Source organism: uncultured Flavobacterium sp. (assembly GCF_963922255.1).
Classification (GTDB): Bacteria; Bacteroidota; Bacteroidia; order Flavobacteriales; family Flavobacteriaceae; genus Flavobacterium.
The window spans coordinates 14,797-39,931 of record NZ_CAWUIC010000005.1; the positions used below are offsets into that span (position 1 = coordinate 14,797).

20 protein-coding genes and 1 riboswitch are annotated in these 25,135 nt (G+C 30.6%); of the genes, 5 read left to right on the forward strand and 15 right to left on the reverse strand.

The window, feature by feature from the left end; all coding sequences use genetic code 11:
- Window positions 1-32: 32 nt before the first annotated feature.
- The 6 genes from dtd to AABJ49_RS05540 form a co-directional block, all read right to left on the reverse strand.
- Window positions 33-485, reverse strand: a complete 453-nt coding sequence (gene dtd / locus AABJ49_RS05515; protein WP_338376780.1) for a D-aminoacyl-tRNA deacylase — start codon at window positions 483-485, stop codon at window positions 33-35.
- 52 nt (window positions 486-537) lie between these two features.
- A complete protein-coding gene (gene rsgA / locus AABJ49_RS05520; RefSeq protein WP_338376782.1) occupies window positions 538-1,521 on the reverse strand; it encodes a ribosome small subunit-dependent GTPase A in 984 nt (327 codons plus the stop codon).
- A 78-nt stretch (window positions 1,522-1,599) separates the two neighbouring features.
- Window positions 1,600-2,685 (reverse strand): bifunctional 3-deoxy-7-phosphoheptulonate synthase/chorismate mutase type II, encoded by a 1,086-nt coding sequence (locus tag AABJ49_RS05525; RefSeq protein WP_338376783.1) that lies wholly within the window; start codon window positions 2,683-2,685, stop codon window positions 1,600-1,602.
- Between the two features lie 9 nt (window positions 2,686-2,694).
- Complete coding sequence (locus AABJ49_RS05530) at window positions 2,695-3,534, reverse strand: prephenate dehydrogenase (RefSeq protein ID WP_338376785.1); 840 nt, start codon at window positions 3,532-3,534, stop codon at window positions 2,695-2,697.
- A 39-nt stretch (window positions 3,535-3,573) separates the two neighbouring features.
- On the reverse strand, window positions 3,574-4,719 hold the full coding sequence (locus tag AABJ49_RS05535; protein WP_338376787.1) for an aminotransferase class I/II-fold pyridoxal phosphate-dependent enzyme: 1,146 nt from the start codon (window positions 4,717-4,719) through the stop codon (window positions 3,574-3,576).
- Window positions 4,720-4,782: 63 nt separating this feature from the next.
- Window positions 4,783-5,607: a prephenate dehydratase gene (locus tag AABJ49_RS05540; protein ID WP_338376789.1), complete on the reverse strand. Its 825-nt coding sequence runs from the start codon at window positions 5,605-5,607 to the stop codon at window positions 4,783-4,785.
- 414 nt (window positions 5,608-6,021) lie between these two features.
- Between AABJ49_RS05540 and gldA the strand changes: the two genes are divergently transcribed.
- Window positions 6,022-6,921, forward strand: coding sequence for a gliding motility-associated ABC transporter ATP-binding subunit GldA (gene gldA, locus AABJ49_RS05545; protein ID WP_338376791.1), 900 nt, complete (start codon window positions 6,022-6,024; stop codon window positions 6,919-6,921).
- 77 nt (window positions 6,922-6,998) lie between these two features.
- Here gldA and AABJ49_RS05550 read toward each other — a convergent pair whose 3' ends face one another.
- The 6 genes from AABJ49_RS05550 to AABJ49_RS05575 all read right to left on the reverse strand — a co-directional run bounded on the left by AABJ49_RS05550 (window position 6,999) and on the right by AABJ49_RS05575 (window position 14,958).
- Window positions 6,999-7,727, reverse strand: a complete 729-nt coding sequence (locus tag AABJ49_RS05550; RefSeq protein ID WP_338376793.1) for a head GIN domain-containing protein — start codon at window positions 7,725-7,727, stop codon at window positions 6,999-7,001.
- Window positions 7,724-8,794, reverse strand: coding sequence for an acyloxyacyl hydrolase (locus AABJ49_RS05555; RefSeq protein WP_338376794.1), 1,071 nt, complete (start codon window positions 8,792-8,794; stop codon window positions 7,724-7,726). Before AABJ49_RS05555 ends, AABJ49_RS05550 begins: the two co-directional genes overlap by 4 nt.
- Before the next feature lie 28 nt (window positions 8,795-8,822).
- On the reverse strand, window positions 8,823-9,779 hold the full coding sequence (gene metF, locus AABJ49_RS05560) for a methylenetetrahydrofolate reductase [NAD(P)H] (protein ID WP_338376796.1): 957 nt from the start codon (window positions 9,777-9,779) through the stop codon (window positions 8,823-8,825).
- A 3-nt stretch (window positions 9,780-9,782) separates the two neighbouring features.
- Window positions 9,783-12,458, reverse strand: coding sequence for a methionine synthase (metH, locus tag AABJ49_RS05565; protein WP_338376798.1), 2,676 nt, complete (start codon window positions 12,456-12,458; stop codon window positions 9,783-9,785).
- A gap of 120 nt (window positions 12,459-12,578) precedes the next feature.
- On the reverse strand, window positions 12,579-13,568 hold the full coding sequence (locus AABJ49_RS05570) for a homocysteine S-methyltransferase family protein (protein ID WP_338376802.1): 990 nt from the start codon (window positions 13,566-13,568) through the stop codon (window positions 12,579-12,581).
- Between the two features lie 94 nt (window positions 13,569-13,662).
- A riboswitch (SAM riboswitch) is annotated at window positions 13,663-13,784 on the reverse strand.
- Between the two features lie 211 nt (window positions 13,785-13,995).
- Window positions 13,996-14,958 (reverse strand): choice-of-anchor J domain-containing protein, encoded by a 963-nt coding sequence (locus tag AABJ49_RS05575; RefSeq protein ID WP_338376804.1) that lies wholly within the window; start codon window positions 14,956-14,958, stop codon window positions 13,996-13,998.
- Between the two features lie 258 nt (window positions 14,959-15,216).
- On the opposite strand from AABJ49_RS05575, the gene metK reads away from it, so the two are divergent.
- Entirely contained in the window at window positions 15,217-16,503 is a 1,287-nt protein-coding gene (metK, locus tag AABJ49_RS05580) for a methionine adenosyltransferase (protein WP_338376806.1), read from the forward strand.
- Window positions 16,504-16,599: 96 nt separating this feature from the next.
- Here metK and AABJ49_RS05585 read toward each other — a convergent pair whose 3' ends face one another.
- Window positions 16,600-19,317: a carboxypeptidase regulatory-like domain-containing protein gene (locus tag AABJ49_RS05585; protein WP_338376808.1), complete on the reverse strand. Its 2,718-nt coding sequence runs from the start codon at window positions 19,315-19,317 to the stop codon at window positions 16,600-16,602.
- 33 nt (window positions 19,318-19,350) lie between these two features.
- Window positions 19,351-20,253, reverse strand: coding sequence for a GLPGLI family protein (locus AABJ49_RS05590; protein WP_338376810.1), 903 nt, complete (start codon window positions 20,251-20,253; stop codon window positions 19,351-19,353).
- 189 nt (window positions 20,254-20,442) lie between these two features.
- On the opposite strand from AABJ49_RS05590, the gene AABJ49_RS05595 reads away from it, so the two are divergent.
- From AABJ49_RS05595 to AABJ49_RS05605, 3 genes are read left to right on the forward strand one after another with little or no spacing between them, the layout of a single operon-like run.
- Window positions 20,443-21,231, forward strand: a complete 789-nt coding sequence (locus AABJ49_RS05595) for a hypothetical protein (RefSeq protein ID WP_338376812.1) — start codon at window positions 20,443-20,445, stop codon at window positions 21,229-21,231.
- Window positions 21,231-21,845 (forward strand): deoxynucleoside kinase, encoded by a 615-nt coding sequence (locus tag AABJ49_RS05600; protein ID WP_338376814.1) that lies wholly within the window; start codon window positions 21,231-21,233, stop codon window positions 21,843-21,845. Before AABJ49_RS05595 ends, AABJ49_RS05600 begins: the two co-directional genes overlap by 1 nt.
- A 51-nt stretch (window positions 21,846-21,896) precedes the next feature.
- Window positions 21,897-22,487: a carboxymuconolactone decarboxylase family protein gene (locus tag AABJ49_RS05605; protein WP_338376816.1), complete on the forward strand. Its 591-nt coding sequence runs from the start codon at window positions 21,897-21,899 to the stop codon at window positions 22,485-22,487.
- An 84-nt stretch (window positions 22,488-22,571) separates the two neighbouring features.
- Here AABJ49_RS05605 and AABJ49_RS05610 read toward each other — a convergent pair whose 3' ends face one another.
- Window positions 22,572-25,046, reverse strand: coding sequence for a sodium-translocating pyrophosphatase (locus AABJ49_RS05610; RefSeq protein ID WP_338376818.1), 2,475 nt, complete (start codon window positions 25,044-25,046; stop codon window positions 22,572-22,574).
- Window positions 25,047-25,135: the final 89 nt, after the last annotated feature.

A 25,135-nucleotide genomic window follows, 5' to 3' on the forward strand; every position in this document is an offset into this window, starting at 1 on the left:
AAAACTTATAAATAAAAACTTTTTGAAAAAACTTATTCTTTATTTTTTGTGTCAATAATTATAGTAACTGGTCCATCATTTACTAAAGCTACTTTCATATCGGCTCCAAATTGACCTGTTTGTACTTTTTTACCTAATTCTGTTTCCATTTGTTTTACAAAAGCTTCGTATAATGGAATTGCAATTTCGGGTTTAGCAGCTTTTATATAAGAAGGACGATTTCCTTTTTTTGTGGCAGCATGAAGTGTAAATTGACTAACCACAATAATTTCTCCGTTTATATCTTTTACGGATAAATTCATAACCTCATTTTCATCGGCAAATATTCGTAGATTAGCAATCTTTGAAGTTAACCAATTGATGTCTTCTTGATTATCAGAATCTTCAATTCCAATTAGAATTAGTAGGCCTTGATTAATTTGAGCTACAACATTTCCTTCTATTGTAACTGAAGCTTCTTTTACTCTTTGAATTACTGATTTCATTTAGATTATTGATTTTAGATTCTGAATCAAGTTCAGAATGACAGAAGTTGAGTTACTCGCTTTTTCTTGTTTTATCACTTTCTGCTCTATCTTCTCCGTAAATGTCATTTCTATAATTGTCCTCGTCTCCTTCTAACAATTGCAAGTAGGATTTGTATCTTGACCAAGCAATTTCATCTTTGTCTAAAGCGTCTTTAACAGCACATTTTGGTTCGTCTTTATGCAAACAATTATTGAATTTACATTGGTCTTTTAAAGCAAAAAATTCGGGATAATAATCTCCAATCTCTTGTTTTTCCATATCTACAATTCCAAATCCACGAATTCCTGGTGTGTCTATTATTTGAGCTCCAAAAGCTAAATCAAACATTTCTGCAAAAGTAGTAGTGTGCTTTCCTTGTGAATAGGATGCCGAAATTTGATTGGTTTTTAAATTTAATGAAGGTTCTAAAGTATTTACCAAAGTTGATTTTCCAACACCTGAATGTCCTGAAAACATTGAAACTCTATCTTTCATTAATGCTTTTAGTTCTTCCACTCCTGTTCCGTCTTGAGCAGAAACACGTAAACATTTATAACCTATATTAGTATAAATGTATTGCATGTATAATTGTTCATCTAAAGTAGGTTCGTCAAACGTATCGATTTTATTAAAAACAATAACAACTTCTATTCCATAAGCCTCTGCAGTTACTAAAAATCGATCTATAAAACTTGTTGTTGTTGGTGGATTATTAATCGTTACCAATAAGATAACGATATCAATATTTGCTGCAATAATATGCATTTGATGCGATAAATTAACTGATTTTCTAACAATGTAATTTTTACGCTCATAAATATTATTAATCGTTCCAATATTTGCTTCATCAACGTTATCCACATCAAAATCTACTACATCTCCAACGGCAATTGGATTGGTGCTTTTAATTCCTTGCATTCGGAATTTTCCTTTGATACGACATTCAAAAAACTTATTTTCTTTAGTTTTTACGGTGTACCAACTTCCTGTAGATTTATAAACGATTCCTGTCAAAATGAATGGTGAATTATTAATGGTGAATTGTGAATGACAAAAGTACTAATTTCTAATTTACAATTCACCATTAACATTTTACAATTGATTAACTATCTTTTCTTGATGATTTATACTTTCTTGGTGAATAGCTTTAAACAAATGCATTACAAAATCATTACTCAATCCTTTTTCTTCTCCTTCTAAAATCATTTTTCCTAGAATTTCATTCCAACGTTTGTTTTGAAGAATGGCTACATTATTCTCTTTTTTCAAGACACCAATTTTATCAGCTACTTTCATTCTGCTTCCTAAAACTTCTAGTATTTTAGCATCAAGTTCGTCAATTTGAGAACGTAAACCATTCATTTTACTCAAATATTCGCTTCCATCAGCTGTTTCTTTTCTGACTTTTAAACCTTCAAAAATCTGCTTTAATGTTGTTGGTGTTACTTGCTGAGCTGCATCACTCCAAGCGTTATCTGGATCAATATGTGTTTCGATAATCAAACCATCAAAATTCATATCTAAAGCTTGTTGTGATACTTCTTGAATCATATCTCTTTTTCCTGTAATGTGCGATGGATCACAAATTAGAGGTAAATCTGGAAAACGATTTTGTAAATCAATTGGAATTTGCCATTCTGGAATATTTCTGTATTTCGTTTTTTCATAGGTAGAAAAACCTCTATGAATTACACCAAGTTTTTTGATATTTGCTTTGTACAAGCGTTCAACTCCACCAATCCACAAAGCTAAATCTGGGTTTACTGGATTTTTGACTAAGACTATTTTTTCTGTTCCTTCTAAAGCATCAGCAATTTCTTGAACTGCGAATGGATTAACTGTTGTTCTTGCTCCAATCCATAAAACATCGATATCATGTTCTAAAGCTAATTTTACGTGAGTTGCATTTGCCACTTCTGTTGCCATTAACATTCCGGTTTCAGCTTTTGCTTTTTGCAACCATTTTAGTCCAATTTCACCAACACCTTCAAATCCACCTGGACGCGTTCTTGGTTTCCAAATTCCAGCTCTAAAAACACTTACATCAGAATCTTTTAATTCATGTGCGATTTTTAAAACTTGTTCTTCTGTTTCTGCACTACATGGTCCGGCAATTACTAATGGATGATCTAATTTAAAATCATCTAACCATGTTCTCATATCTTTCTTATTTTCCATAACTTTTAACTATTTTAATATTTCTTTAATTCTATTTGTATTTTGCATTTCGTTAAAAACCTCATCATACTTATCATTTTGAAGTAATTCTTTGAAATGCGTTAAGTTTACTATATATTCATTTAATGTTTCAATGATATTTTCTTTATTCTGTTTGAAAATTGGTGTCCACATGGCTGGAGAACTTTTTGCTAAACGGACAGTACTTTCAAAACCACTTCCAGCCATATCGAAAATATCTCGTTCGTTTTTTTCTTTTTCGATAACTGTTTTTCCTAGCATAAACGAACTTATATGCGATAAATGTGATACATAAGCAATATGTTTATCATGTGATTTTGGATCCATGTATCGAATTCTCATTCCTAATTTTTGAAACAAAATTAAACTCATTTGCTGTTGTAAATAAGCTGTTTTTTCTACTTCACAAATAATATTTGTTTTTCCTTGAAACAAGTCTTTAATAGCTGCTTTTGGTCCAGAAAATTCAGTTCCTGCAATAGGATGTGTTGCTAAAAAATTGCGTCTTTTTTCATGATTAGCTAAAGCTTCACATATTGGTAATTTTGTTGAACCTACATCAATTACGAGCGTATCTTCATTAATATTATTCAAAATTTCAGGCAAAATTACTAAAGCAACATCAACTGGCACAGCAACTATTACTAAATCTGCGTTAATTAATTCCTTATAAGCAGCTTTTTGGTCAATAATTCCTAATTCTATAGCTTCCTCCAGATTATCTTCATTACTATCTATGCCAAAAAAAGTGGCTTCTTTATAATGTAATTTCAAATCCAAAGCCATGGAACCTCCAATTAAACCTATTCCTATTATATATATATTCATAAAATTCCAATATTAAAAATTCCAAATTCCAACATTTCGTTAAAATCTCTCAATTGCTTCTTTAATTTTTTCTCCGATGACACATAATGAAAAGCGAATATAACCGTTTCCGTTACTACCAAAAATGGTTCCTGGTGTGATGAAAATATGTTTTTCTAGTAATATTTTATCAATAAATTCTTCAGAAGATTTTATTTCACTTGGTAATTTTGCCCAAACGAATAATCCCACTGAATTTTTACTTACTTCACATCCTAATTTTTCTGCCAATTGAATTACCAAATCTTTCCGCTTTTTGTAAACATCATTTTGAGTTTCAAACCACAATTTGTCTAATTTTAAAGCTTCAATTGCACCTTTTTGGATGCCGTAAAACATTCCTGAATCCATGTTGCTTTTTACTTTAAGAATTGCATCTATAAAATTTGAGTTTCCTAAAACCATTCCAACTCTCCAACCCGATAAATTATACGTTTTACTTAATGAATTTAATTCAATTGCAATATCTTTTGCTCCTTCAACTTGTAAAATTGATAATGGATTTTCGTTCAAAACAAAACTATAAGGGTTATCATTTACAATTAGAATTTTATGTTTTTTTCCAAAGGCAATTAGTTTTTCAAATAATTCTAAAGAACCGTTCACTCCAGTTGGCATATGAGGATAACTCACCCACATAATCTTTACATTTGATAAATCTTGCTGTTCTAATTTGTTGAAATCTGGTTGCCAATTGGTTTCATCTGTTAAATCATAATAAAGAGGTTTTGCTTGAACTAATTCTGCCACAGCTGCATACGTTGGATAACCTGGATTTGGAATTAAAACTTCATCTCCTTCATTCAAAAAAGCCATGGAAATATGCATTATTCCTTCTTTCGAACCCATTAATGGTAAAATTTCTGAATTGAAATCTAGTTCAACATTAAAATGATTTTGATAAAAATTTGCCATTTCTTTTCTCAATGCAGGCAATCCTTGATAGCTTTGGTATTCGTGAGCTTTTTCATCGTGCATCGCTTTTTGAATCGCTTCAATAACCTTTGGTGAAGGCAACAAATCTGGACTTCCAATTCCCATATTGATGATTGGTTCTCCGTCTGCAATTAGTTGACGGACTTCTTTCAACTTTTTGGAAAAGTAGTATTCTTGTACTGTATTTAGTCTGTTGGCTGTTGTTATCATATGATTTACCGCAAATTCGCAAATTTTCTTTTTACAAATATTTTAAGTTGATTTTTGCAATTTTTATTGATTCTTGTTTTCGTATTCACCTAAAACTTTAAAATGAGTCGTCATTATTTCTAAAAGCTTTTTTCCTTTTTCATAATCTTTATAATCATCAAATGTAATGTCTACAAAAAAGACATAATGAAAAGGAGTTTCTATTTTCGGTAACGATTGAATCTTTGTTAAATTCAATTTGCAATCACTCATTACGTTCAAAACTGTTGCTAAACTTCCTCTTTTGTGTTCCAATTCAAATTTCAAGGAGGCTTTATTGATTTCATTTGTATTTATATATTGATTTTTTCCTATAATTACAAAACGTGTTTGATTGTTATTTATGGTTTGAATTTCTGCGGCTAAAATTTCTAAATCATACAATTCAGCTGCTGTTTTACTTGCAATTGCTCCTATTCCTTTTAATTGATTATCGTGAATTCTTTTTGCTGTTTCGGCTGTATCTTTATCTTCAACTAGTTTTATATGTGGATAATTTTTAAAGAATTCCTTACACTGCAAAATTGCCATTGGATGTGAATGTACTTCTGTGATATCTTCTATTTTCTGACCTTCTAAACTCATGAAATTATGATGCACCGAAAGATAATATTCTCCAATTATTTTCAAATTGTTCTTATCAAGCAAGGCATAATTTGGAATTATTGAACCTGCAATTGAATTTTCTATTGCCATTACTGCAAAATTTGAATTTTCATTCAAAATACTTTCCACCAAACTATCGAATGACATGCATTCATCTATAGCCTGAATTTCATTAAAATAGTCTAATGCTACTTGATGGTGAAACGATCCTTTTATGCCTTGTATTGCTATTCTTTTTTCCATTTTATTTTTTTAACCATTTAGAGATTAAGAAAAAGTAAGTTATTATATTATTAATGAACCTAAATATCTTAATGATTTTATTTCTTGTCAAAAAAAAATCCCGATTTTCATCGGGATTATATATTGTGAGTTTAATTTATTAAAAATTTAGCATACGATATAACAATCCCTTTCTGTTCTCCAGAAGAAATAAGAAAAATTGTTATAATAAAAAGTATTGCTTGTCATTTGTTATTTTATTCAGATGCTAATGTAGAAAATAATTTCAATAAAAAAACTTAATTTAATAAAAAAATCCACTTAAACGTTTTCGTGAAATCATAAAAAAGAGATTATAACGTTTAAAATACCTATCTATTAAAAATGATAGATTTAATTCTATTAAATTATTACATTTGCTATAAATATCACAACATGTCAATAGAAGTTAAAAATATAACCAAAAATTATGGTGCTCAAAAAGCATTAGATAATGTTTCGTTTTCAGTTAAAAATGGAGAAATCGTTGGTTTTTTAGGTCCAAATGGTGCTGGAAAATCGACTTTAATGAAAATTTTGACTACTTATATTACTTCTGATGAAGGAAGTGCTTCTGTAAATGGAAATGATGTTGTGACTTCACAAAAAGAAGTTCAAAAATCTGTTGGTTATTTGCCAGAACATAATCCGTTGTATTTAGATTTGTATGTTCGTGAATATTTGGGTTTTAATGCTGATGTTTATAAAGTAGATAAATCTCGAATTGAAGAAGTAATTCAATTGACTGGTTTAACTCCAGAAGCGAATAAAAAAATCGGACAATTATCAAAAGGTTATAGACAACGTGTTGGTTTAGCAACTGCTTTATTGCATAATCCTGATGTTTTAATTTTAGATGAACCTACAACTGGTTTAGATCCAAATCAATTGGTGGAAATTCGTGAATTGATTAAAAACATTGGAAAAGACAAAACGGTTTTTCTGTCAACTCACATTATGCAAGAAGTGGAAGCCATTTGCGATAGAGTTATCATTATTAATAATGGTAAAATTGTTACTGATAAAAAATTAAATACTTTAGTAAAAGAACAACAAGAGCAAACCGTTGAAGTGGAATTTGATAAAGTAGTTGACGAAACTATTTTAAATACAATTCCGAATATAAAAACTACAAAGAATTCTCATGATTTTATTTGGGAATTGACTTTTGAAACCGAAAATGACATGAGACCAACTGTTTTTGATTTTGCTCACGATAACGGTTTGAAGATTTTACAATTGAATTTGAAGAATAAAAACTTAGAGCAGATTTTTAGAGAAAAAACGAAGAAGTAGTGTTCAGTGTTCAGTAATTGGTTTGTGAAAGTTTCAAATTGTTTTAGTTGTTTCAGTTAAACAATTCAACAGTTAAACTAATTAAAAATCAACTGACCTTGATATAAAACTTGTACATCAACTATTGGTGGATTATTTTTTAGAATTACATTTCCCGTACTATAAATTGTTCCTGAAATTTTTTGTTGCGGATTTACTATAATATCGTTTGAACTTCTTTGAAAAATAGAAATATTTTGTGCTACCAAATTTGCACCTTCAAAACGTTCGTCTCCATTGTAAAAATTGACAGACAAATCAGTGACATTTCCAGAAATATTGTAAAAACTTGCTCGATTATCTTCTACAAATAAACTATTGCAATTCACTTCTAAATGAAATTCTCCTGAAGCTGTGTCTTCAAATAAACCAGATTGTAAATGGAAATTAGTAAAATTCAATACGTTTTCTGAATACACATTATGTTGAGATGACGAATAAATTGTATCTAAATCGTCAATAGAAATGTAAACTTTTATTGGTACATAACTTTGAAATGTCTTAGTAGCATCTTTTGCATTAATGAAAAGTTGGTTGTCAATTAAAGAAAACGTGACTTTGTCAATTACATTTTCTCCAGCTACTATTTCGACTTTTGTCTTACTATCATCAGTAATATGCAATTCAATTCCTTCAGAAATGTTGATTTTATTGAAAAAAGAAACTGAAATTTCTTCAGAAACAATTGTGCCAGAAGATTCTAGTAATTGATTTTCATCACAACTAAATAACAAGAAAAGACTATATAAAACGACTAATTTCTTCATAACTTCACTCCTATTCCAAATTCTAAGGCTTCTGCGTTTGCAGCATGTGTTTTTAATGAAAAACTACTAAAAACGGTTTTATTAATTTGATATTTCGTTCCAATACGTTGATATAAAGGCCCTAAAAACTTAAAAGGAGAATAAACATAATAACCAAGCTGTGCTTCAACCGAAAATTTATTTATTTGTAACTCATATCCTGTAAACAAACCAACACGTTTAAAATCAGTATTTTCACTTATGCTTTCGTTAGGAAAAGCAACCGATTTATATTTAATATACTCTTTCAAAGACAACATATAAAAAGCATCTAAACCAAACTGCACTTTACTTTTTCTAGCAAACTGTTTATCTGCATAAAAACTTAAATTATAAAACGGTTTTTGACCAATTCCTATAATATCGCTTTCATTAATTCCTGTTCTAAAAAATATATTATATTTAATTGGATAAAACGATTTTAATGTATCATTTGAATATTTGTATTCAATATTTCCCTCTTCAAAAGCGTAATTTAAACCCAATTGAAATGACAATACATTTGTACTCGTATTAGGGGATTTTATACTTCCGTTTGAATGATGAAAAAAAGCTAATCCAGTTTCAAAACCAATATTATCAATAACTATTTCCTTTTTGTAATTCAGCAAAAAATAGATAGAAGGCATTAATTTAGTACTATAAGCAAAGTTTCTAAAATTAGTGTTTTTATCATAAGGATTGGTGTTATAAACAATTCCTTGACCAAGTCTAAAAACAATGTTTCTTTTCAGAAAATAAAAATTATAATGACCATAAACACCATACAAATTGCCTAAAACATCATTATTATTATTTTGATAATGTAATGAAAAACCATAATCTGGAAAATTGAAATTCGATTGCCATTCAAGTTCACCAAAAGTTTTTTTATTGAAACTCAATAAAACACTTTCTGGGTGATTAATAATCAAATGTTTTATGGATTTGCTATGAGGCAAAATTTTTCCATACATATAAGAAGCATCTACCGAAAATTGAGCAGTTGCAGTTGAAAAAATGAATAAGAAAAATAAAATTTGCTTCATATTGAGGGCAAATATAAATGAAAGTTTATCAAAAAACTTCTTTCGCAATAGCTTTTATATTTTCTGCTTTTCCCATCGAATAATAATGCAAACATGGAGTTCCAGCTGCAATTAATTCTTTACTTTGCTGCAAACACCATTCGATTCCGATTTGTTTTATAGCTTCATTGTCTTTTGCTTTTACAACTGCCATGATTAAATCGTCTGGCAAATCTACTTTAAATCTGTGTGGAATTAAATTCAATTGTTTCTTAGTCGCAATAGGTTTCAATCCAGGAATAATTGGAACTGTAATTCCAGATTTTCTACATTTTTCTACAAAATCAAAGAATTTTTTATTGTCAAAAAACATTTGAGTTACAATATAATCTGCACCATTTTTAATTTTTTGCTTTAAGAAATGAATATCGCTATCCATGCTTGGAGCTTCCATGTGTTTTTCTGGATAACCTGCAATTCCTATACAAAAGTTAGTACAACAAGAATTTTGCAAATCTTCATCTAAATAAATTCCGTTATTTAAATTTGAAATTTGCTTTACTAAATCTGATGCATATTCATTTCCTTCTTTTTCAGGTTTAAAATAGGTTTCATTTTTTAAGGCATCACCACGAAGTGCTACAACATTGTCAATTCCAAGAAAATCTAAATCGATTAAAAGGTTTTCTGTATCTTCTTTAGTAAAACCTCCACACAAAACATGAGGAATAGCATCCACATCATATTTATTTTGAATACCAGCACAAATTCCAACAGTCCCAGGTCGTTTTTTTACAATTTTCTTTTGCAATAAACCACTTGGCAATTCTTTGAATTCGTATTCTTCACGATGATAGGTTACATCAATAAATGGTGGATTGAACTCCATCAAAGGATCAATACTGTCAAAAATAGATTGGATATTTTGTCCTTTTAAAGGTGGTAATATTTCGAAGGAGAACAAAGGTTTTCCGTTGGCTTTTTCTATATGTTGCGTTACTTTCATTTTTTAATCTGCTATGTTTGGTGCGAGCCATTTTGTGGCAACTTCTGTTGAAATTCCTTTTCGTTTGGCATAATCGATTACTTGATCTTCTTTAATTTTTCCTAGTCCAAAATACTTACTTTGAGGATTTGCAAAATAATAACCAGAAACCGATGAAGCTGGCCACATGGCCATACTTTCCGTTAAGGTTACTCCAATTTCTTCTTCTACATTTAATACTTTCCAAATGGTTGGTTTTTCTAAATGATCTGGACAAGCTGGATAACCTGGTGCTGGACGAATTCCTTTGTATTCTTCTTTGATTAATTGGAGATTATTTAAATTTTCTTCAGAAGCATAACCCCAAATTTCTTTTCGAACTTTTAGGTGTAAATATTCTGCAAAAGCTTCGGCTAATCTATCGGCTAATGCTTTTACCATGATGGAATTGTAATCATCTAATTGTTCTTCATATTCTTTAGCTTTGTCCTCTACTCCAAAACCTGTTGTGACACAAAAACAGCCTATATAATCTTGAATTCCTGAATCTTTTGGTGCAATAAAGTCTGCTAAAGCAATGTTTGGTGCTCCTTCCGTTTTTTGAGATTGTTGACGAAGCGTTAAAAAGGTTGTAAGTTGTTGGTTGTTGGTTGTTAGTTGTATGTCGTCATCGTTGACTTGATTTGCTGGAAAAATTCCGATAATTCCTTTGGCAGTAAACCATTTTTCTGTAACAATTTTATCCAACATAAATAAAGCATCATTGTATAAATTGGTTGCATCTGTTCCAACTACCTCATCAACTAATATTTTTGGAAACTTTCCAAACAACTGCCATGACTGAAAAAATGGTGTCCAATCGATAAACGGGATTAATTCTGAAAGCTCAACATCAAAAGTTTTTGTTCCAATGAAATTTGGCTTTACAGGTTGAAAATTTTGCCAATCTAATTGTAATTTATTTTTTCGTGCTTGTTCAATGGTTAGATAATTTTTATCGCGACTTCTATTTAAATATCCTTCACGAAGGTTGTCATATTCATCACGAATGGCTTTTACGTAATTTTCTTTAGTTTCCTTTTGTAATAAGTTGCTCGCAACTGTTACAGCTCTTGAAGCATCATTTACATGGACTACAGTTTCTTTATATTCAGGTGCAATTTTCACTGCAGTGTGAGCTCGAGAAGTTGTTGCACCACCAATCATAATTGGAATTTTAATGTTTAATTTGTCCATTTCTTTGGCTATATAAACCATTTCGTCTAACGAAGGAGTAATCAAACCACTTAAACCAATAATATCTACATTATGTTCAACAGCAGCTCGAATTATTTTTCCGGGTGGAACCATCACTCCTAAATCAATGATTTCGAAATTATTACAACCTAAAACAACCGCAACAATATTTTTTCCAATATCGTGAACATCACCTTTTACAGTTGCCATCAATACTTTTCCAGCACTTGAAGACTTCCCTGTTTTTTCTGCTTCTATAAATGGTAATAAGTAAGCTACTGCCTTTTTCATCACACGTGCAGATTTTACAACTTGAGGTAAAAACATTTTTCCGCTTCCGAATAAATCACCAACGACATTCATTCCTGCCATTAGATTTACTTCTATAACTTCTATGGCTTTAGCTGAATTTGAACGTGCTTCTTCCACATCAATTTCTATGAATTCATCGATTCCTTTTACTAAGGAATGTGTTAATCTTTCTTGAATGGAACCATTTCTCCATTCTGCAATCGCTTTTTCATTTACTTTATAATCTCCTTTGTAACTCTCGGCTAAAGCCAAGAGCAATTCAGTTGCATCTTCCTTTCTGTTTAATAACACATCTTCTACATGTTCTAAAAGAATAGGATCAATTTCATCATAAATTTCTAACATTTCAGGATTCACAATTCCCATTGTCATTCCGTTTTGAATGGCATGATATAGAAAAGCAGAATGCATCGCTTCTCGAACTTTGTCATTTCCTCTAAAAGAGAATGAAACATTACTTACACCACCAGAAACATTTGCATAAGGCAAATTTTCACGAATCCATTTTGTGGCTCTGAAAAAATCTAGTGCGTTTAATTTATGTTCGTCCATTCCAGTAGCAACTGGAAAAATATTAGGATCGAAAATAATATCTTCTGCTGGAAAACCTACTTTTTCTACTAAAATATCATAGCTTCTTTTACAGATTTCTATTCTTCTTTCGTAAGTATCCGCTTGACCATCTTCATCAAAAGCCATTACAATTACGGCAGCACCATATTTTTTTATCAATTTAGCATGATGAATAAACGTTTCTTCTCCTTCTTTTAAAGAAATAGAATTCACCACACTTTTCCCTTGAACTACTTTTAACCCAGCTTCAATAATTTCCCATTTAGAGCTATCAATCATTATAGGAACACGAGCAATATCTGGTTCGGCTGCAATAAGATTTAGGAATTTTGTCATGGCATAAACTCCATCCAGCATTCCTTCATCCATATTTACATCGATGATTTGAGCTCCACCTTCCACTTGAGCACGAGCAATTTCAAGGGCTTCATCGTATTTTTCTTCTTTAATTAATCGAAGAAACTTACGTGAACCAGTTACATTAGTTCGTTCTCCAACATTTACAAAATTGGTTTCTGGAGTAATGATTAAAGGTTCTAATCCTGATAATTGAAGGTATTTATTGGTTTTATAGCTCATCGTTTATTCTCTTGTAATGCTTGTTGACTTCTTTATAAAACAATTTAAAATCGGTTTTATAGTTTAGCCATTTATTTTGTAATCTTTTTTTTGTGTTTATTATTTTATTTTTCATTGTAATCAGACTTCTACGGTTATTCCTCTGGGCTTAAATTCATTTGCAACTTCGGCAATTAGTTTGATGTGTTCTGGAGTTGTACCACAACAACCACCAATAATATTTACTAAATTATCTTGTAAATATTCCCGAATTAAAGCCTGCATTTCTTCTGGAGTTTGATCGTATTGTCCGAAAGCATTCGGCAAACCAGCATTTGGATGAGCTGAAATATTCAATTGTGTATTATGAGCTAAACGTTTTAAATAAGGCTTTAATTGGTCAGCACCTAAAGCACAATTAAATCCAATACTTAATAATGGAATATGTGAAATTGAAATCAAGAAAGCTTCCACAGTTTGACCAGACAATGTTCTTCCAGATGTATCTGTAATTGTCCCTGAAACCATAATTGGAATATCGATATTTCTTTCTTCTTTGACTTCTTCAATAGCAAAAAGGGCTGCCTTTGCATTTAAAGTGTCAAAAATGGTTTCTACTAATAAAACATCACAACCACCATCAATTAAAGCTTCAACTTGTTGTTTGTACGCAACTCTTAAATCATCAAAAGTTACTGCTCTAAAACCTGGATCGTTTACATCTGGTGACATGGATGCTGTTCTGTTGGTTGGTCCAATTGAACCAGCTACAAATCTTGGTTTATCTGTAAATTCGTCGGCAACTTCTCGAGCAATTTTAGCTGATTCGTAATTTAATTCATAAACTATGTCTTCTAAATGATAATCAGCCATTCCGATAGTCGTTCCTGAAAACGTGTTGGTTTCCACAATATCAGCACCAGCTTGAAAATACAAACGGTGGACTTGCTTTACAGCTTCAGGTTGTGTTATGGAAAGTAAATCGTTATTTCCTTTTAAAGGATAAGGAAAATCTTTGAAACGTGAACCGCGAAAATCTTCTTCTGAAAAATTATTGCGTTGTAACATAGTTCCCATTGCTCCATCTAGAACAAGGATTCTTTCTTTTATAGCTTCTTGTATTTTTGACATATTTTTTATTTAACCGCAAAGTTCGCAAGGTTTTTGCAAAGTTTGCAATGCTTAATTAGTAATATGTTATCAAGAAATTGGAGAGGATTTCGTTGGGTTATCTTTTTCTAAATACCGAAACAAGTTCAGCATAAAGAATAGAATGTAGCACCTTCTACAAGAATAGGGTTGCTAAGCTTTCATTGAGTCTAATCTCTCCAGCTTTCGTGATAACAATCATTATGTTTATGAACAAGGCAAAGGTAAGAATAAATACTAACAACTGAAATATTTTCTGATATATTTATATTTTCATATTTAAAACAAACTATTTGTCTTTTAAATACAGGTATAATAAATTTATTTTCTATTAATAACTAAGTATTACAAAATAAAAAAAAGGCAGAATAATTTCTGACCTTTTTTTATTTATATTCTAGTAGATAATTTAGTTCTTAACAAATTTAGATGTAGCTACACCTTCTTCTGTTTTTACATTTAGCATATAAACACCAGAAGTTAAATCTGAAACATTGATTTCCATTTCAGAATCAAATGAATTATTGATTGTTTTAACTGTTCTTCCATTAATATCTACCACAGAAATTTCATTAACTGTTAAACCATTTTTAACTGATAAATTTAAAACGTTATTTGCTGGGTTTGGATAAATTGAAAAATTATTAGTAAAGAAAGATTGAGCACTTGCAACCGGTCTGTCTACAGAAAAAGAATCTATACCGATAATATCTGAATTATTTCCCGCTGGACCACCACTTGTAACAAAATACCTAAAAGCGAATTTAACATCCGTTGGACCTGATAAACCTGAAATAGTTACAGTTCTCAAACCAGTAGCCCAAGATGTAGGATAATCAGTTAGATTCAAATTTGGGTTAACATCGTCTAATAATGTTGTAAAATCTCCTAAACCTGCCGAACCTCCAGTTGGATTAGTTGTGGTAGATCCTGTTGTACTCATTCTTAACTGTAATCTGTCAGCAAACGATGCATTAGGGTCAGCTGTAGTTGTATTCTTACCTATACGAGTATAAAAAGTAACAACATCTCCATTTTGAACATTTACTACTGGAGTGATTAACCAGTTACTAATTGTTCCTGAACCAGCTGTTGATGAAGTTCCTGTACTAGTGTAATTAATTAAAGCAAAAGAATTTAATCCTCCCGCTTGACCATTAGGTGTTAGTCCTCCAAATGGTGTTGTAGCAGTTGGTGCTGTATAATCTGCAATTGACCAAGTTGGAGCTGTAGCATATACTGGAGAACTCTGGTTCGTAACTTGCCAACCTGCCGAAATCATTGCTGCAGTTGTGCCATCAAATCCGAAAGCAAATTGGTTTTGAGAAAATCCTATAATAGGAAATAAAAGTAAGAGTAAAATTTTTTTCATAATGATTATTTTATTTGGTTAATAATTGCATTAAAAATAATAAATATATTCATACAAAAGACAATTTAAATCTTTTTTAACATTTAAATCACGTACTTAAATAAAACATTTATATCTTTGCATCATTAAATCAAAAGAGGAAAAATTTGACTGATTGCAACCTCGTTAAAAAAATGCTAAAGCAGAAACCCTTCTTTAGTATTTCCTACGAATATATCTTTCTTACTTTTCCATATTAATATAAAAAATAATTATTATATGGCATATTTATTTACGTCTGAATCCGTTAGCGAAGGACATCCAGACAAAATTGCAGATCAAATTAGTGATGCTTTAATTGACAACTTTTTAGCTTTTGATGCTGAATCAAAAGTAGCTTGTGAAACTTTAGTTACAACTGGACAAGTAATTTTAGCTGGAGAAGTAAAATCAAATACTTATCTTGATGTTCAACAAATAGCAAGAGATGTAATCAAGAAAATTGGTTACACTAAAAGCGAATATATGTTTGAAGCAAATTCTTGTGGAATTTTATCTGCAATTCATGAACAATCAGCTGATATCAATCAAGGAGTTGATAGAGCAAACAAAGAAGAACAAGGTGCTGGTGACCAAGGAATGATGTTTGGCTACGCAACTAATGAAACTAAAAACTTCATGCCTTTGGCCCTAGATTTATCTCATGCTTTGTTGATTGAATTAGCTAATTTGAGAAGAGAAAATTCTGAAATTACTTATTTGAGACCAGATGCAAAATCTCAGGTAACTTTAGAATATTCTGATGACAACAAACCTGTTCGTATTGATGCAATCGTAATTTCTACACAACATGATGATTTTGTTCAACCAAAATCAAACTCAAAAGCAGATAAAGATGCTGCTAATGAAGAAATGCTGGTTAAAATTAAAAATGACTTAGTTTCAATTTTAATTCCAAGAATAAAAGCAAAATATCCACAATATGCTCATTTATTTAATGACGACATAACGTATCATATTAATCCTACTGGAGTTTTTGTAATTGGTGGTCCTCATGGTGATACTGGTTTAACGGGTAGAAAAATTATTGTAGACACTTATGGTGGAAAAGGAGCTCATGGTGGTGGTGCTTTTTCTGGAAAAGATCCAAGCAAAGTTGACCGTTCTGCTGCTTACGCAACAAGGCACATTGCTAAAAATTTAGTTGCTGCTGGTTTGTGTGATGAAGTTTTAGTTCAGGTTTCTTATGCTATCGGTGTTGCAAAACCTACTTCAATTAATGTAAATACTTATGGAACTTCGAATGTGAATTTAACTGATGGAGAAATAAGCAAAAAAGTTGAAGGGATTTTTGACATGAGACCTTACTTTATTGAACAACGTTTAAAATTAAGAAATCCAATCTATAGTGAAACAGCTGCTTATGGTCATATGGGAAGAACTCCTGAAACTGTAACTAAAACTTTTAATTTACCAAATGGTGAAGACAAAACAGTTACTGTTGAATTATTTACTTGGGAAAAATTAGATTATGTAGATCAAGTGAAAACTGCTTTTGGATTATAAAATAGTTAGATTCTGAAATAAATACAGAATGATAAAAAATAAAAAAACCTGATTCTTAATTTTGAATCAGGTTTTTTTTGTGAGATATAATTTCGATTACAAATTATATTTCAAACTCAATATAATATATCTTGGTTGCACTGTGTAACTTGAAAATGAACTTGTTCCAGCAATTTGGTTAAAACTACTACTATTTAAAGCTTTAGTTTCCAATAAGTTTGTTCCTGACAATTTATATTCCCACTTACTATTTTTCTTTTGATAAATTAAACTTGTACTTAAGAAATCATATTCTGTATCGATAGATTTGTCTTTATTTCTTCTATGAAAAAAACTATAATCAGAAACAAAAGAAAATGCGTCTAAGAAATAATATTCTAAACCAATTGTTGGACTATCAGTATAAAAAGTGTCCGAAAAGTTATCATTTATAGTATAACCATAACCTAGTGATAAATTTGGAATAGTTTTATAATTTGTAGAAAACTTCACGTTATAACTTTGTGTAAATGATTCTGTAGTTTGAATCTCAGAAGGATTATTATTTGGATCTGTATCTGCGTCTTGAAAAACTCTAATATTATTAAATTTACTCCAATTCATATTTAAACCTGCTGAAGCTTTATAATATTTTGCGAATGAACGTCCATAATTAAATGCTCCAGAAATAGTTTCATCAGCAAAATTTGAATCAATATTTACAGAGGAAGATGCCTGATTTGCACCTGAAGCTGATAATAAAGCTCTACTTTTAATAGCATCTGTTTGTTTAGTGTAATTTAAGAATCCAAAAATATTTTCAAAATTAAACATGTTATACTTGAAATAACGCAAACTATGTGATTGTGAAAGTGAATTTTCTAAATTTCTATTTCCACTAAATAAACTATTATAATTTGAAAACACATAACCTTCAGCCAACTTGGTAATATCAGTAAAACTATTTTGTAAAGCAAAATTATATGTAAGTGTTTCAGATTTTTTTATTTGATACAAAGCATACACATCAGGCAATAACCTGTTAAAATTCATGGTATTAGATGAGCCTAATTGATTATCTCTTGTGGAATAATTGTGAACACTAAAACCTGGTGTAAACGTAAATTTTCCTTTTATAAATTTGTAGTGCAATCCTAAAAACACATCATTAAAAGCATAATCTACATTGTTAGTGTTTTCTGCTGCTGTTAAATTATTTACTACTCCATTATCTAATATTTGGAAGATGCTTGAATCAAAGTTTTGATATGAATAAGTATTACCTAATGTAACATTAATATTACTTTTTGGAGTTAACATATAATAGTAATCAAATTTAGCATCAGCTTTATTTGTTTTTACAAAGCGATTTTGATTAATGTCATTTCTGGCTTGACTACTATCATAACCCGCAAATAAGAAAGGTTGTAATTCTAAATTTGCATTGTAAAAAGGATCTTCTTCTTGATATAAATGTTGTAATTCAAAAGCAAACACATTTTTATCGTTTAAGGTATAATAGTAATTGAAACTTTGATTTAATGATAACGGATTTTGAACCTTATCGGTATTAATGTCAGACAATAAAGAAGAAAACAATGTTTGATCTTCTCTTTGGTCAGAAAATTTAGCTAACACATCATAGTCAACATGCAACTTATCAGAAGGAACATAACTAGTACTTAATTTTAATAATGTTTGAGTACTTAATTGATTAGAAACGTCTTGCCTAGTTTCATCTTGAAGTGGTTCTGGCCTTTCTGTTTGTGTAGTTGTTAGTGTTTGCGTTTTATTTCCTAAAACAATTGCAAAACCACTGAATGTTAAAGATTTTGAAGGGTTATAACTAAAATTAGCTGCTCCAAATTTAGTGTCAATATTTGCAGCTTCATTATTATTTAAATTTCCAATTCCCAAATCATTAGAAGACACATTGAAACTTGAGCCTCCTTTTCTCGATATATTTCTAAATCCACCTGTAAATCTAAAATAATCTCTTGTAGTTAAAGGTAATTCACCAATATTGTTAAAATTACTAATAACATTGACACTAAATTTTGGATTATAATAGAACAATTTTGGATTAATTAAATACCTATCTTCTGTATCCCAAGCTCCTGCTCCAGCTGTAATATCTCCAAACCAAAAGTTTTTCTTACCTTCTTTTAATTTGATGTTAATAGCTACATTTTCTTCGTTGTTTTCTAATCCTTTTAGATTGGTGACTTCGTTATAATTTCTTAAAACTTGGATTTTATCTAAAGCATTTGCTGGAATGTTTTTAGTAGCGATTTTGGTATCACCATCAAAAAAATCTTTTCCTTCAACCATTACTTTTTGAACTGATTTTCCTTCTACCGTTATGTTTCCTTCAGTATCAACCTCAACACCTGGTAATTTTTTTAATACATCTTCTAATTTACGTTCTGTTCCATTGGTAAATGAGTCTGAATTATAAATAATAGTATCTCCAGAAATTGAAACTGGCATTTCATAAACCAATTCAACTTCTTTAAGCATGTTCCCTTCTTTCAAAACTATATTATAATTCATAGTTTTATCAGAAGTAGTTACTTGCTTTTCCTGTGATTCATACCCTATGTAACTAATCTTTAAAGTATATGGTGTATTAGCATTAAGATTAAGTTGGTATTTTCCAGCATCATTTGTAATGGCATATGCATCCATAGCTTTAGTGTTGTTATTGATTGCCATAATATTAGCCATTTCTAAAGCAACACCAGTTGTATCTTTTACGGTACCTTCAAATCGAATATTTTGAGAAATAGCATTTAAAGAAAATGCCATAATGCAAATGAAAAGTATTTTTTTCATCAAGTTTTTTTTAGTTTGTATTTATTATCAAGATTAAAATCCTCTTCCTCTTCCACCACCTCGTTGACCACCATACATTTCTCTCATTTCTTCCATTTTCTTGGTCACAGTTTCGTCATATTCTTTTTGCGTTACAACTTTTCCAGTTTTTGGAGCTTTAATATCTGCTTTGTCTTTTATGTTTAATGCAATTTTTGAACACAATAAAACTGTAGTTCCATCATTAACTTCTAAAATCAAACCTGGCAACCCCCAATATTTATCTGGACCTTGATTGATAGGTATTTCTGGAGCGTACCAAGCTGTAATCGTTTTTTCTTTTATTTGTTCAACATCTTGCATAAAGTTAGTTTTTTTATTGGCATCTGTAGAATCTTTTGCTTTTGCAGCTTTTTCTTTTTCCTCTTTATCTTTATCACCACCACGCATTCTAAAATTTCTAAAATCAGTTGGATCTGTTGCTACTACAGCTGTTGCTTTATAACAAGTATATTCCCCAATTTTTTTAGTTTCAGCTGTCATTTGCCATTTATAACTTGGTAAACTGTCTTTAATTAAAAATTCTTTTCCAAAAAATTCTTTGTCTACAGTATACATTTTTTCTTTCACGTTTTTATATTGAGTGCCACCACCACCCATCATAGATGTCATCATTCTTCCACCACCACCATTTTGACCTGGAGCTTCTAATTTTTCTTCTTCTTTGTAGATTGAAGCAGATTTATCAAAATTTAAAACAAATGTTTTTTCAAACATTTTTTTCATTCGTTCTTCAATATTTGCTTTCATGTCTGGAGTGATTTCTCTATTGCCTCCAAAGTTTTTCATCATTTCTGCGGTACTAGTTTTTGATTCATAAACAGCCATGCCTTGAAAATCTTGAGCTTTGATCATTGATGTTACTAAAAGTAACGCTACTAAAATTGTATTTTTCATTTTAAAATGGTTTACTAATGATTAGACTTCTAAAGAAAAATATTCTTGCACTTATCAAATGTTAAATAATTTCTTATAGTTTAGACTTATAAATGCATTTTTTGTTACAGTTATAAATCAAAATGTTATGTTAAAAACATTATCTTTAGACTTTCAATTTGAGAAAAGGTTTAATCTAGTTTTAAATAAATGAAAAAATATATTCTTTTTTTTGTATCACTTTTTAGTTCTATTTCTTGGACTCAAGAAAAAATTATTATCAAAAAAGTAGATTCTACATATACAAAATCAGATATCTTTATCGGAAAAGACAATTTAAAAAATGATTATTTCACATTTAAAAATGTTATAAAAAAAAGTAATACAACTCAAGAATATGAATATCAAAACCTTTCTTTTGGAAAAATAGAAAAAATTTGCATTACAAACCCTTTACAAATTGTCGTTTTTTATGAGGATTTTAATGCTCTTATTCTATTAGATAATCAATTAAATGAAACTCAACAAATCAATGGAAATAATTTTGAAACTCCTATTAAGATAGAAGCCTTTGGCTTAGCGAGTCAAAATCAAGTTTGGTTGTATGATGGTTTTTTGCAAAAAATCAGTTTATACAATTTTAAATCAAACATTAATAAAATTATTTCCACTCCATTAACAACAATGATTAAAGACTACAATAGTGATTTTAATTATTTCTATTGGATTAGTGAAGAATTAGATTTTTATTCGATTTCCATATTTGGAAAAATAAACAATATGGGTAAAATTCCAGAATATGATACTATTCAAATTATTGATAACACAAAAATTATTTACTCAAAGCATAAAGAATTATACTACTTCAACACTAACAAGGCATTAGCACAAAAAATTGATTTAAATCAAAAAAGCTTTGATAAATTTTTCTTTAACAACGGAATTTTATCTATTTTTACAAACAATCAGATTATTAATTATAAAATAGATTTACCATAATGCACGTAGCAATAGCAGGAAATATCGGAGCAGGTAAAACGACTTTAACAAAGTTATTAGCCAAACAGTTTAAATGGGAACCACATTTTGAGGATGTTGTTGATAATCCATACTTAGATGATTTTTATCATCAAATGGAGCGTTGGAGTTTTAATCTACAAATTTATTTTTTGAATAGTCGTTTTCGTCAAGTATTACAAATACGTGAAAGCGGTAAGAAAATCATTCAAGATAGAACTATTTATGAAGATGCACATATTTTTGCACCCAATCTTCATGCCATGGGTTTAATGACAAATAGAGATTTCAATAATTACAGTTCTCTTTTTGATTTGATGGAAGGGTTAGTTGGACCACCCGATTTACTAATTTATTTAAGAAGTTCTATTCCGAATTTAGTAAACCAAATTCACAAAAGAGGAAGAGAATACGAAAATACCATTTCTATTGATTATTTAAGTCGATTAAATGAACGTTATGAAGCTTGGATTCATAAATATGACAAAGGAAAATTATTAATTATTGATGTTGACAATATGGATTATGTAAACAATCCAGAAGACTTAGGAGAAATTGTCAACAGAATTAATGCAGAAATAAACGGATTATTTTAGTCCATTAAAAGCCTCTTTATTGAGGTTTTTTTATTCATAAATTATATAAATATGCCATTAGTAACACCACTTTCACCAGATCACGATAAAGAAACACAAGAATTAGCTGAATTTTTTAATGAAACCTTAGGGTTTTGCCCAAATTCAGTTTTAACCATGCAACACAGACCTGCCATTTCAAAAGCTTTTATCAATTTGAACAAAGCTGTAATGGAAAATCAAGGTCGAGTGACTTCTGCTTTGAAACGAATGATTGGTTGGGTTACTAGTAATGCTGCTGGTTGTAGATATTGTCAAGCACACACTATTAGAGCTGCTGAACGTTATGGAGCAAACCAAGAGCAATTGGATAATATTTGGGATTACAAAACACATCCTGCTTTTTCTGATGCGGAAAGAGCTGCTTTAAATTTTGCGTTAGCTTCTTCTGTGATTCCAAATGCTGTTGATGAAACAATAAAAACAGATTTATACAAACATTGGAACGAAGGAGAAATTGTTGAAATGCTTGGAGTTATTTCGCTTTTTGGGTATTTAAATCGTTGGAATGATTCAATGGGAACAACCATTGAAGATGGTGCAGTTGAAAGTGCTGAACAATACCTTGGAAAAACAGGTTGGGAAAAAGGAAAGCACATATAGAAATATTAGGATTTTCAGATTACAAACATAAAAAAACGGCTCTCAAATTTGAAAGCCGTTTTTTATTAGATTAAAATCCTTTATTTATTTGATAGCTCTGATTTCTTTGTCAACCTCTACTTCATTACCTTCAAAAGTAAATTCTTCAACAGATTCTTTTCCGTCTAAAGTTGTAACTACTTTTACTATTGCTTGAACATTTTCGTCATTAATTTTAGTTTTTTCAACCATCACCTTTTTAGTAACTTCTTGATTCATTTCTTGATTCATGAATTTACAAGTTTTACTCATGCATCCTTTTTCGATACATTCTTCTTTCGACATTGAAGAACATTCTTCCATAACTGAACAACACGTCATTGCAGTACCATTATTCATGGTATGAGCATCTCCTCCTAAAATTGGAGCAATTACTAATCCAATTAAACAAGTTAATTTGATTAAAATATTCATTGATGGTCCAGAAGTATCTTTGAATGGATCTCCAACAGTATCTCCAGTTACGGCAGCTTTATGAGCATCAGAACCTTTGTATGTCATTTCTCCATTGATTTCAACACCTGCTTCAAATGATTTTTTAGCATTATCCCATGCTCCACCAGCATTGTTTTGAAACACAGCCCAAAGCACACCAGAAACAGTAACTCCAGCCATATAACCACCTAACATTTCTGCTACTAACTGATTGTTTTCAGCATAAACTAATTTACCTAATAACACAATTGCAATAGGAAAACCAATAGTTAAAATTCCTGGTAACATCATTTCGCGTAAAGCAGCTTTTGTCGAAATTTCAACACATTTTCCGTATTGAGGTTTTCCAGTTCCTTCCATAATTCCTGGAATTTCTTTGAATTGACGACGTACTTCATACACCATGTCCATAGCTGCTTTTCCAACAGAATTCATTGCTAAAGCTGAGAAAACTACAGGAATCATTCCACCTACAAATAACATAGCTAAAACTGGGGCTTTAAAAATATTAATTCCGTCAATTCCGGTAAAAGTTACGTAAGCTGCAAATAAAGCTAGAGATGTTAAAGCTGCCGAAGCAATTGCAAAACCTTTTCCAGTTGCTGCAGTTGTATTTCCTACTGAATCTAAAATATCTGTTCTTGTTCTTACTTCTTTTGGTAATTCGCTCATTTCAGCAATTCCTCCAGCGTTGTCTGAAATTGGTCCGAAAGCATCAATTGCTAATTGCATTGCTGTTGTAGCCATCATTGCTGAAGCTGCTAAGGCAACACCATAAAATCCTGCTAAAGCGTAAGAAGCCCAAATTGCACCAGCAAATAATAAAACTGTTGGGAAAGTTGAAATCATACCTGTTGCTAAACCAGCAATTACATTTGTACCTGCTCCAGTTGAAGATTTTTGTACGATTGCCAAAACTGGTTTTGTGCCTAAACCTGTGTAATATTCTGTTACAGAAGAAATAATTCCTCCAACAGCTAATCCAACAATAGTAGCATAAAATACTCGCATTGAAGAAATATCTTTTAAACCTTCACCGAAGAATTCCATTTTCATGGTTTCTGGCAACATGTATTTTACTAGAAAATAGCATGAAACTAATGTTAATAAGATTGAAACCCAGTTCCCTACATTTAAGGCTTTTTGAACTTGTTGTTCTTTAGCATCATCTGAAGAAATTTTAACCAACATAGTTCCTATGATAGAAAATAAAATTCCAAAACCAGCAATTGCCATTGGTAATAAAATGGGACCAATTCCTCCAAAAGCATCTTGAAGGCTTCCACCCATATCTTTAATAACATAGTTTCCTAAAACCATTGCAGCTAAAACCGTTGCTACATAAGACCCAAATAAATCAGCACCCATTCCAGCAACATCTCCCACATTATCTCCGACATTATCTGCAATTGTAGCAGGATTTCTTGGATCATCTTCAGGAATACCCGCTTCTACTTTACCCACTAAATCAGCACCAACATCAGCAGCTTTTGTATAAATACCACCTCCAACACGTGCAAATAATGCAATTGATTCAGCACCAAGTGAAAAACCAGCTAATGTTTCTAATACTATTGTCATTCCATTAGTATCTGTCCATACTCCACCCATAAAATAGTGAAAGAAAAATATAAAAAAGGCTGTTAAACCAAGAACAGCTAATCCTGCAACACCTAAACCCATTACAGTTCCACCACCAAAAGCTACTTTTAAAGCTTTAGGTAAACTTGTACGAGCCGCTTGAGTTGTACGAACATTTGTTTTTGTAGCGATTTTCATTCCCATATTACCTGCCAAAGCAGAAAATATAGCACCAACGATAAATGCAATAATTATTAAATAACTTGTTGTAGGCACAAAATAAGCAACTCCCGCAAGAACTATACTTGCTCCAATAACAAAGAACGTTAATAATCTATATTCTGCTTTTAAGAATGCCAACGCTCCTTCATATATGTAATCTGAAATTTCTTTCATTTTACCATCACCTGCATCTTGTTTTAAAACCCATGATTGCTTATAAAACATAAAAAGCAATCCAATTACTGCCATAATTATTGGCACATAAATCATTATTGAATCCATAAAATTTTAGTTAAATTTTTAAATATTATTATTTTCAAGGTCAAACAAAAATAAACAAAAAAGGCAATATTACTACTAATATTGCCTTT

What these genes read in the sequence shown, in the direction of transcription:
- dtd (WP_338376780.1), bottom strand. Translation starts at nt 485, where the DNA reads ATGAAATCAGTAATTCAAAGAGTAAAAGAAGCTTCAGTTACAATAGAA.
- AABJ49_RS05525 (WP_338376783.1), bottom strand. Translation starts at nt 2,685, where the DNA reads ATGGAAAATAAGAAAGATATGAGAACATGGTTAGATGATTTTAAATTA.
- AABJ49_RS05530 (WP_338376785.1), bottom strand. Translation starts at nt 3,534, where the DNA reads ATGAATATATATATAATAGGAATAGGTTTAATTGGAGGTTCCATGGCT.
- AABJ49_RS05535 (WP_338376787.1), bottom strand. Translation starts at nt 4,719, where the DNA reads ATGATAACAACAGCCAACAGACTAAATACAGTACAAGAATACTACTTT.
- AABJ49_RS05540 (WP_338376789.1), bottom strand. Translation starts at nt 5,607, where the DNA reads ATGGAAAAAAGAATAGCAATACAAGGCATAAAAGGATCGTTTCACCAT.
- gldA (WP_338376791.1), top strand. Translation starts at nt 6,022, where the DNA reads ATGTCAATAGAAGTTAAAAATATAACCAAAAATTATGGTGCTCAAAAA.
- AABJ49_RS05550 (WP_338376793.1), bottom strand. Translation starts at nt 7,727, where the DNA reads ATGAAGAAATTAGTCGTTTTATATAGTCTTTTCTTGTTATTTAGTTGT.
- AABJ49_RS05555 (WP_338376794.1), bottom strand. Translation starts at nt 8,794, where the DNA reads ATGAAGCAAATTTTATTTTTCTTATTCATTTTTTCAACTGCAACTGCT.
- metF (WP_338376796.1), bottom strand. Translation starts at nt 9,779, where the DNA reads ATGAAAGTAACGCAACATATAGAAAAAGCCAACGGAAAACCTTTGTTC.
- metH (WP_338376798.1), bottom strand. Translation starts at nt 12,458, where the DNA reads ATGAGCTATAAAACCAATAAATACCTTCAATTATCAGGATTAGAACCT.
- AABJ49_RS05570 (WP_338376802.1), bottom strand. Translation starts at nt 13,568, where the DNA reads ATGTCAAAAATACAAGAAGCTATAAAAGAAAGAATCCTTGTTCTAGAT.
- AABJ49_RS05575 (WP_338376804.1), bottom strand. Translation starts at nt 14,958, where the DNA reads ATGAAAAAAATTTTACTCTTACTTTTATTTCCTATTATAGGATTTTCT.
- metK (WP_338376806.1), top strand. Translation starts at nt 15,217, where the DNA reads ATGGCATATTTATTTACGTCTGAATCCGTTAGCGAAGGACATCCAGAC.
- AABJ49_RS05585 (WP_338376808.1), bottom strand. Translation starts at nt 19,317, where the DNA reads ATGAAAAAAATACTTTTCATTTGCATTATGGCATTTTCTTTAAATGCT.
- AABJ49_RS05590 (WP_338376810.1), bottom strand. Translation starts at nt 20,253, where the DNA reads ATGAAAAATACAATTTTAGTAGCGTTACTTTTAGTAACATCAATGATC.
- AABJ49_RS05595 (WP_338376812.1), top strand. Translation starts at nt 20,443, where the DNA reads ATGAAAAAATATATTCTTTTTTTTGTATCACTTTTTAGTTCTATTTCT.
- AABJ49_RS05600 (WP_338376814.1), top strand. Translation starts at nt 21,231, where the DNA reads ATGCACGTAGCAATAGCAGGAAATATCGGAGCAGGTAAAACGACTTTA.
- AABJ49_RS05605 (WP_338376816.1), top strand. Translation starts at nt 21,897, where the DNA reads ATGCCATTAGTAACACCACTTTCACCAGATCACGATAAAGAAACACAA.
- AABJ49_RS05610 (WP_338376818.1), bottom strand. Translation starts at nt 25,046, where the DNA reads ATGGATTCAATAATGATTTATGTGCCAATAATTATGGCAGTAATTGGA.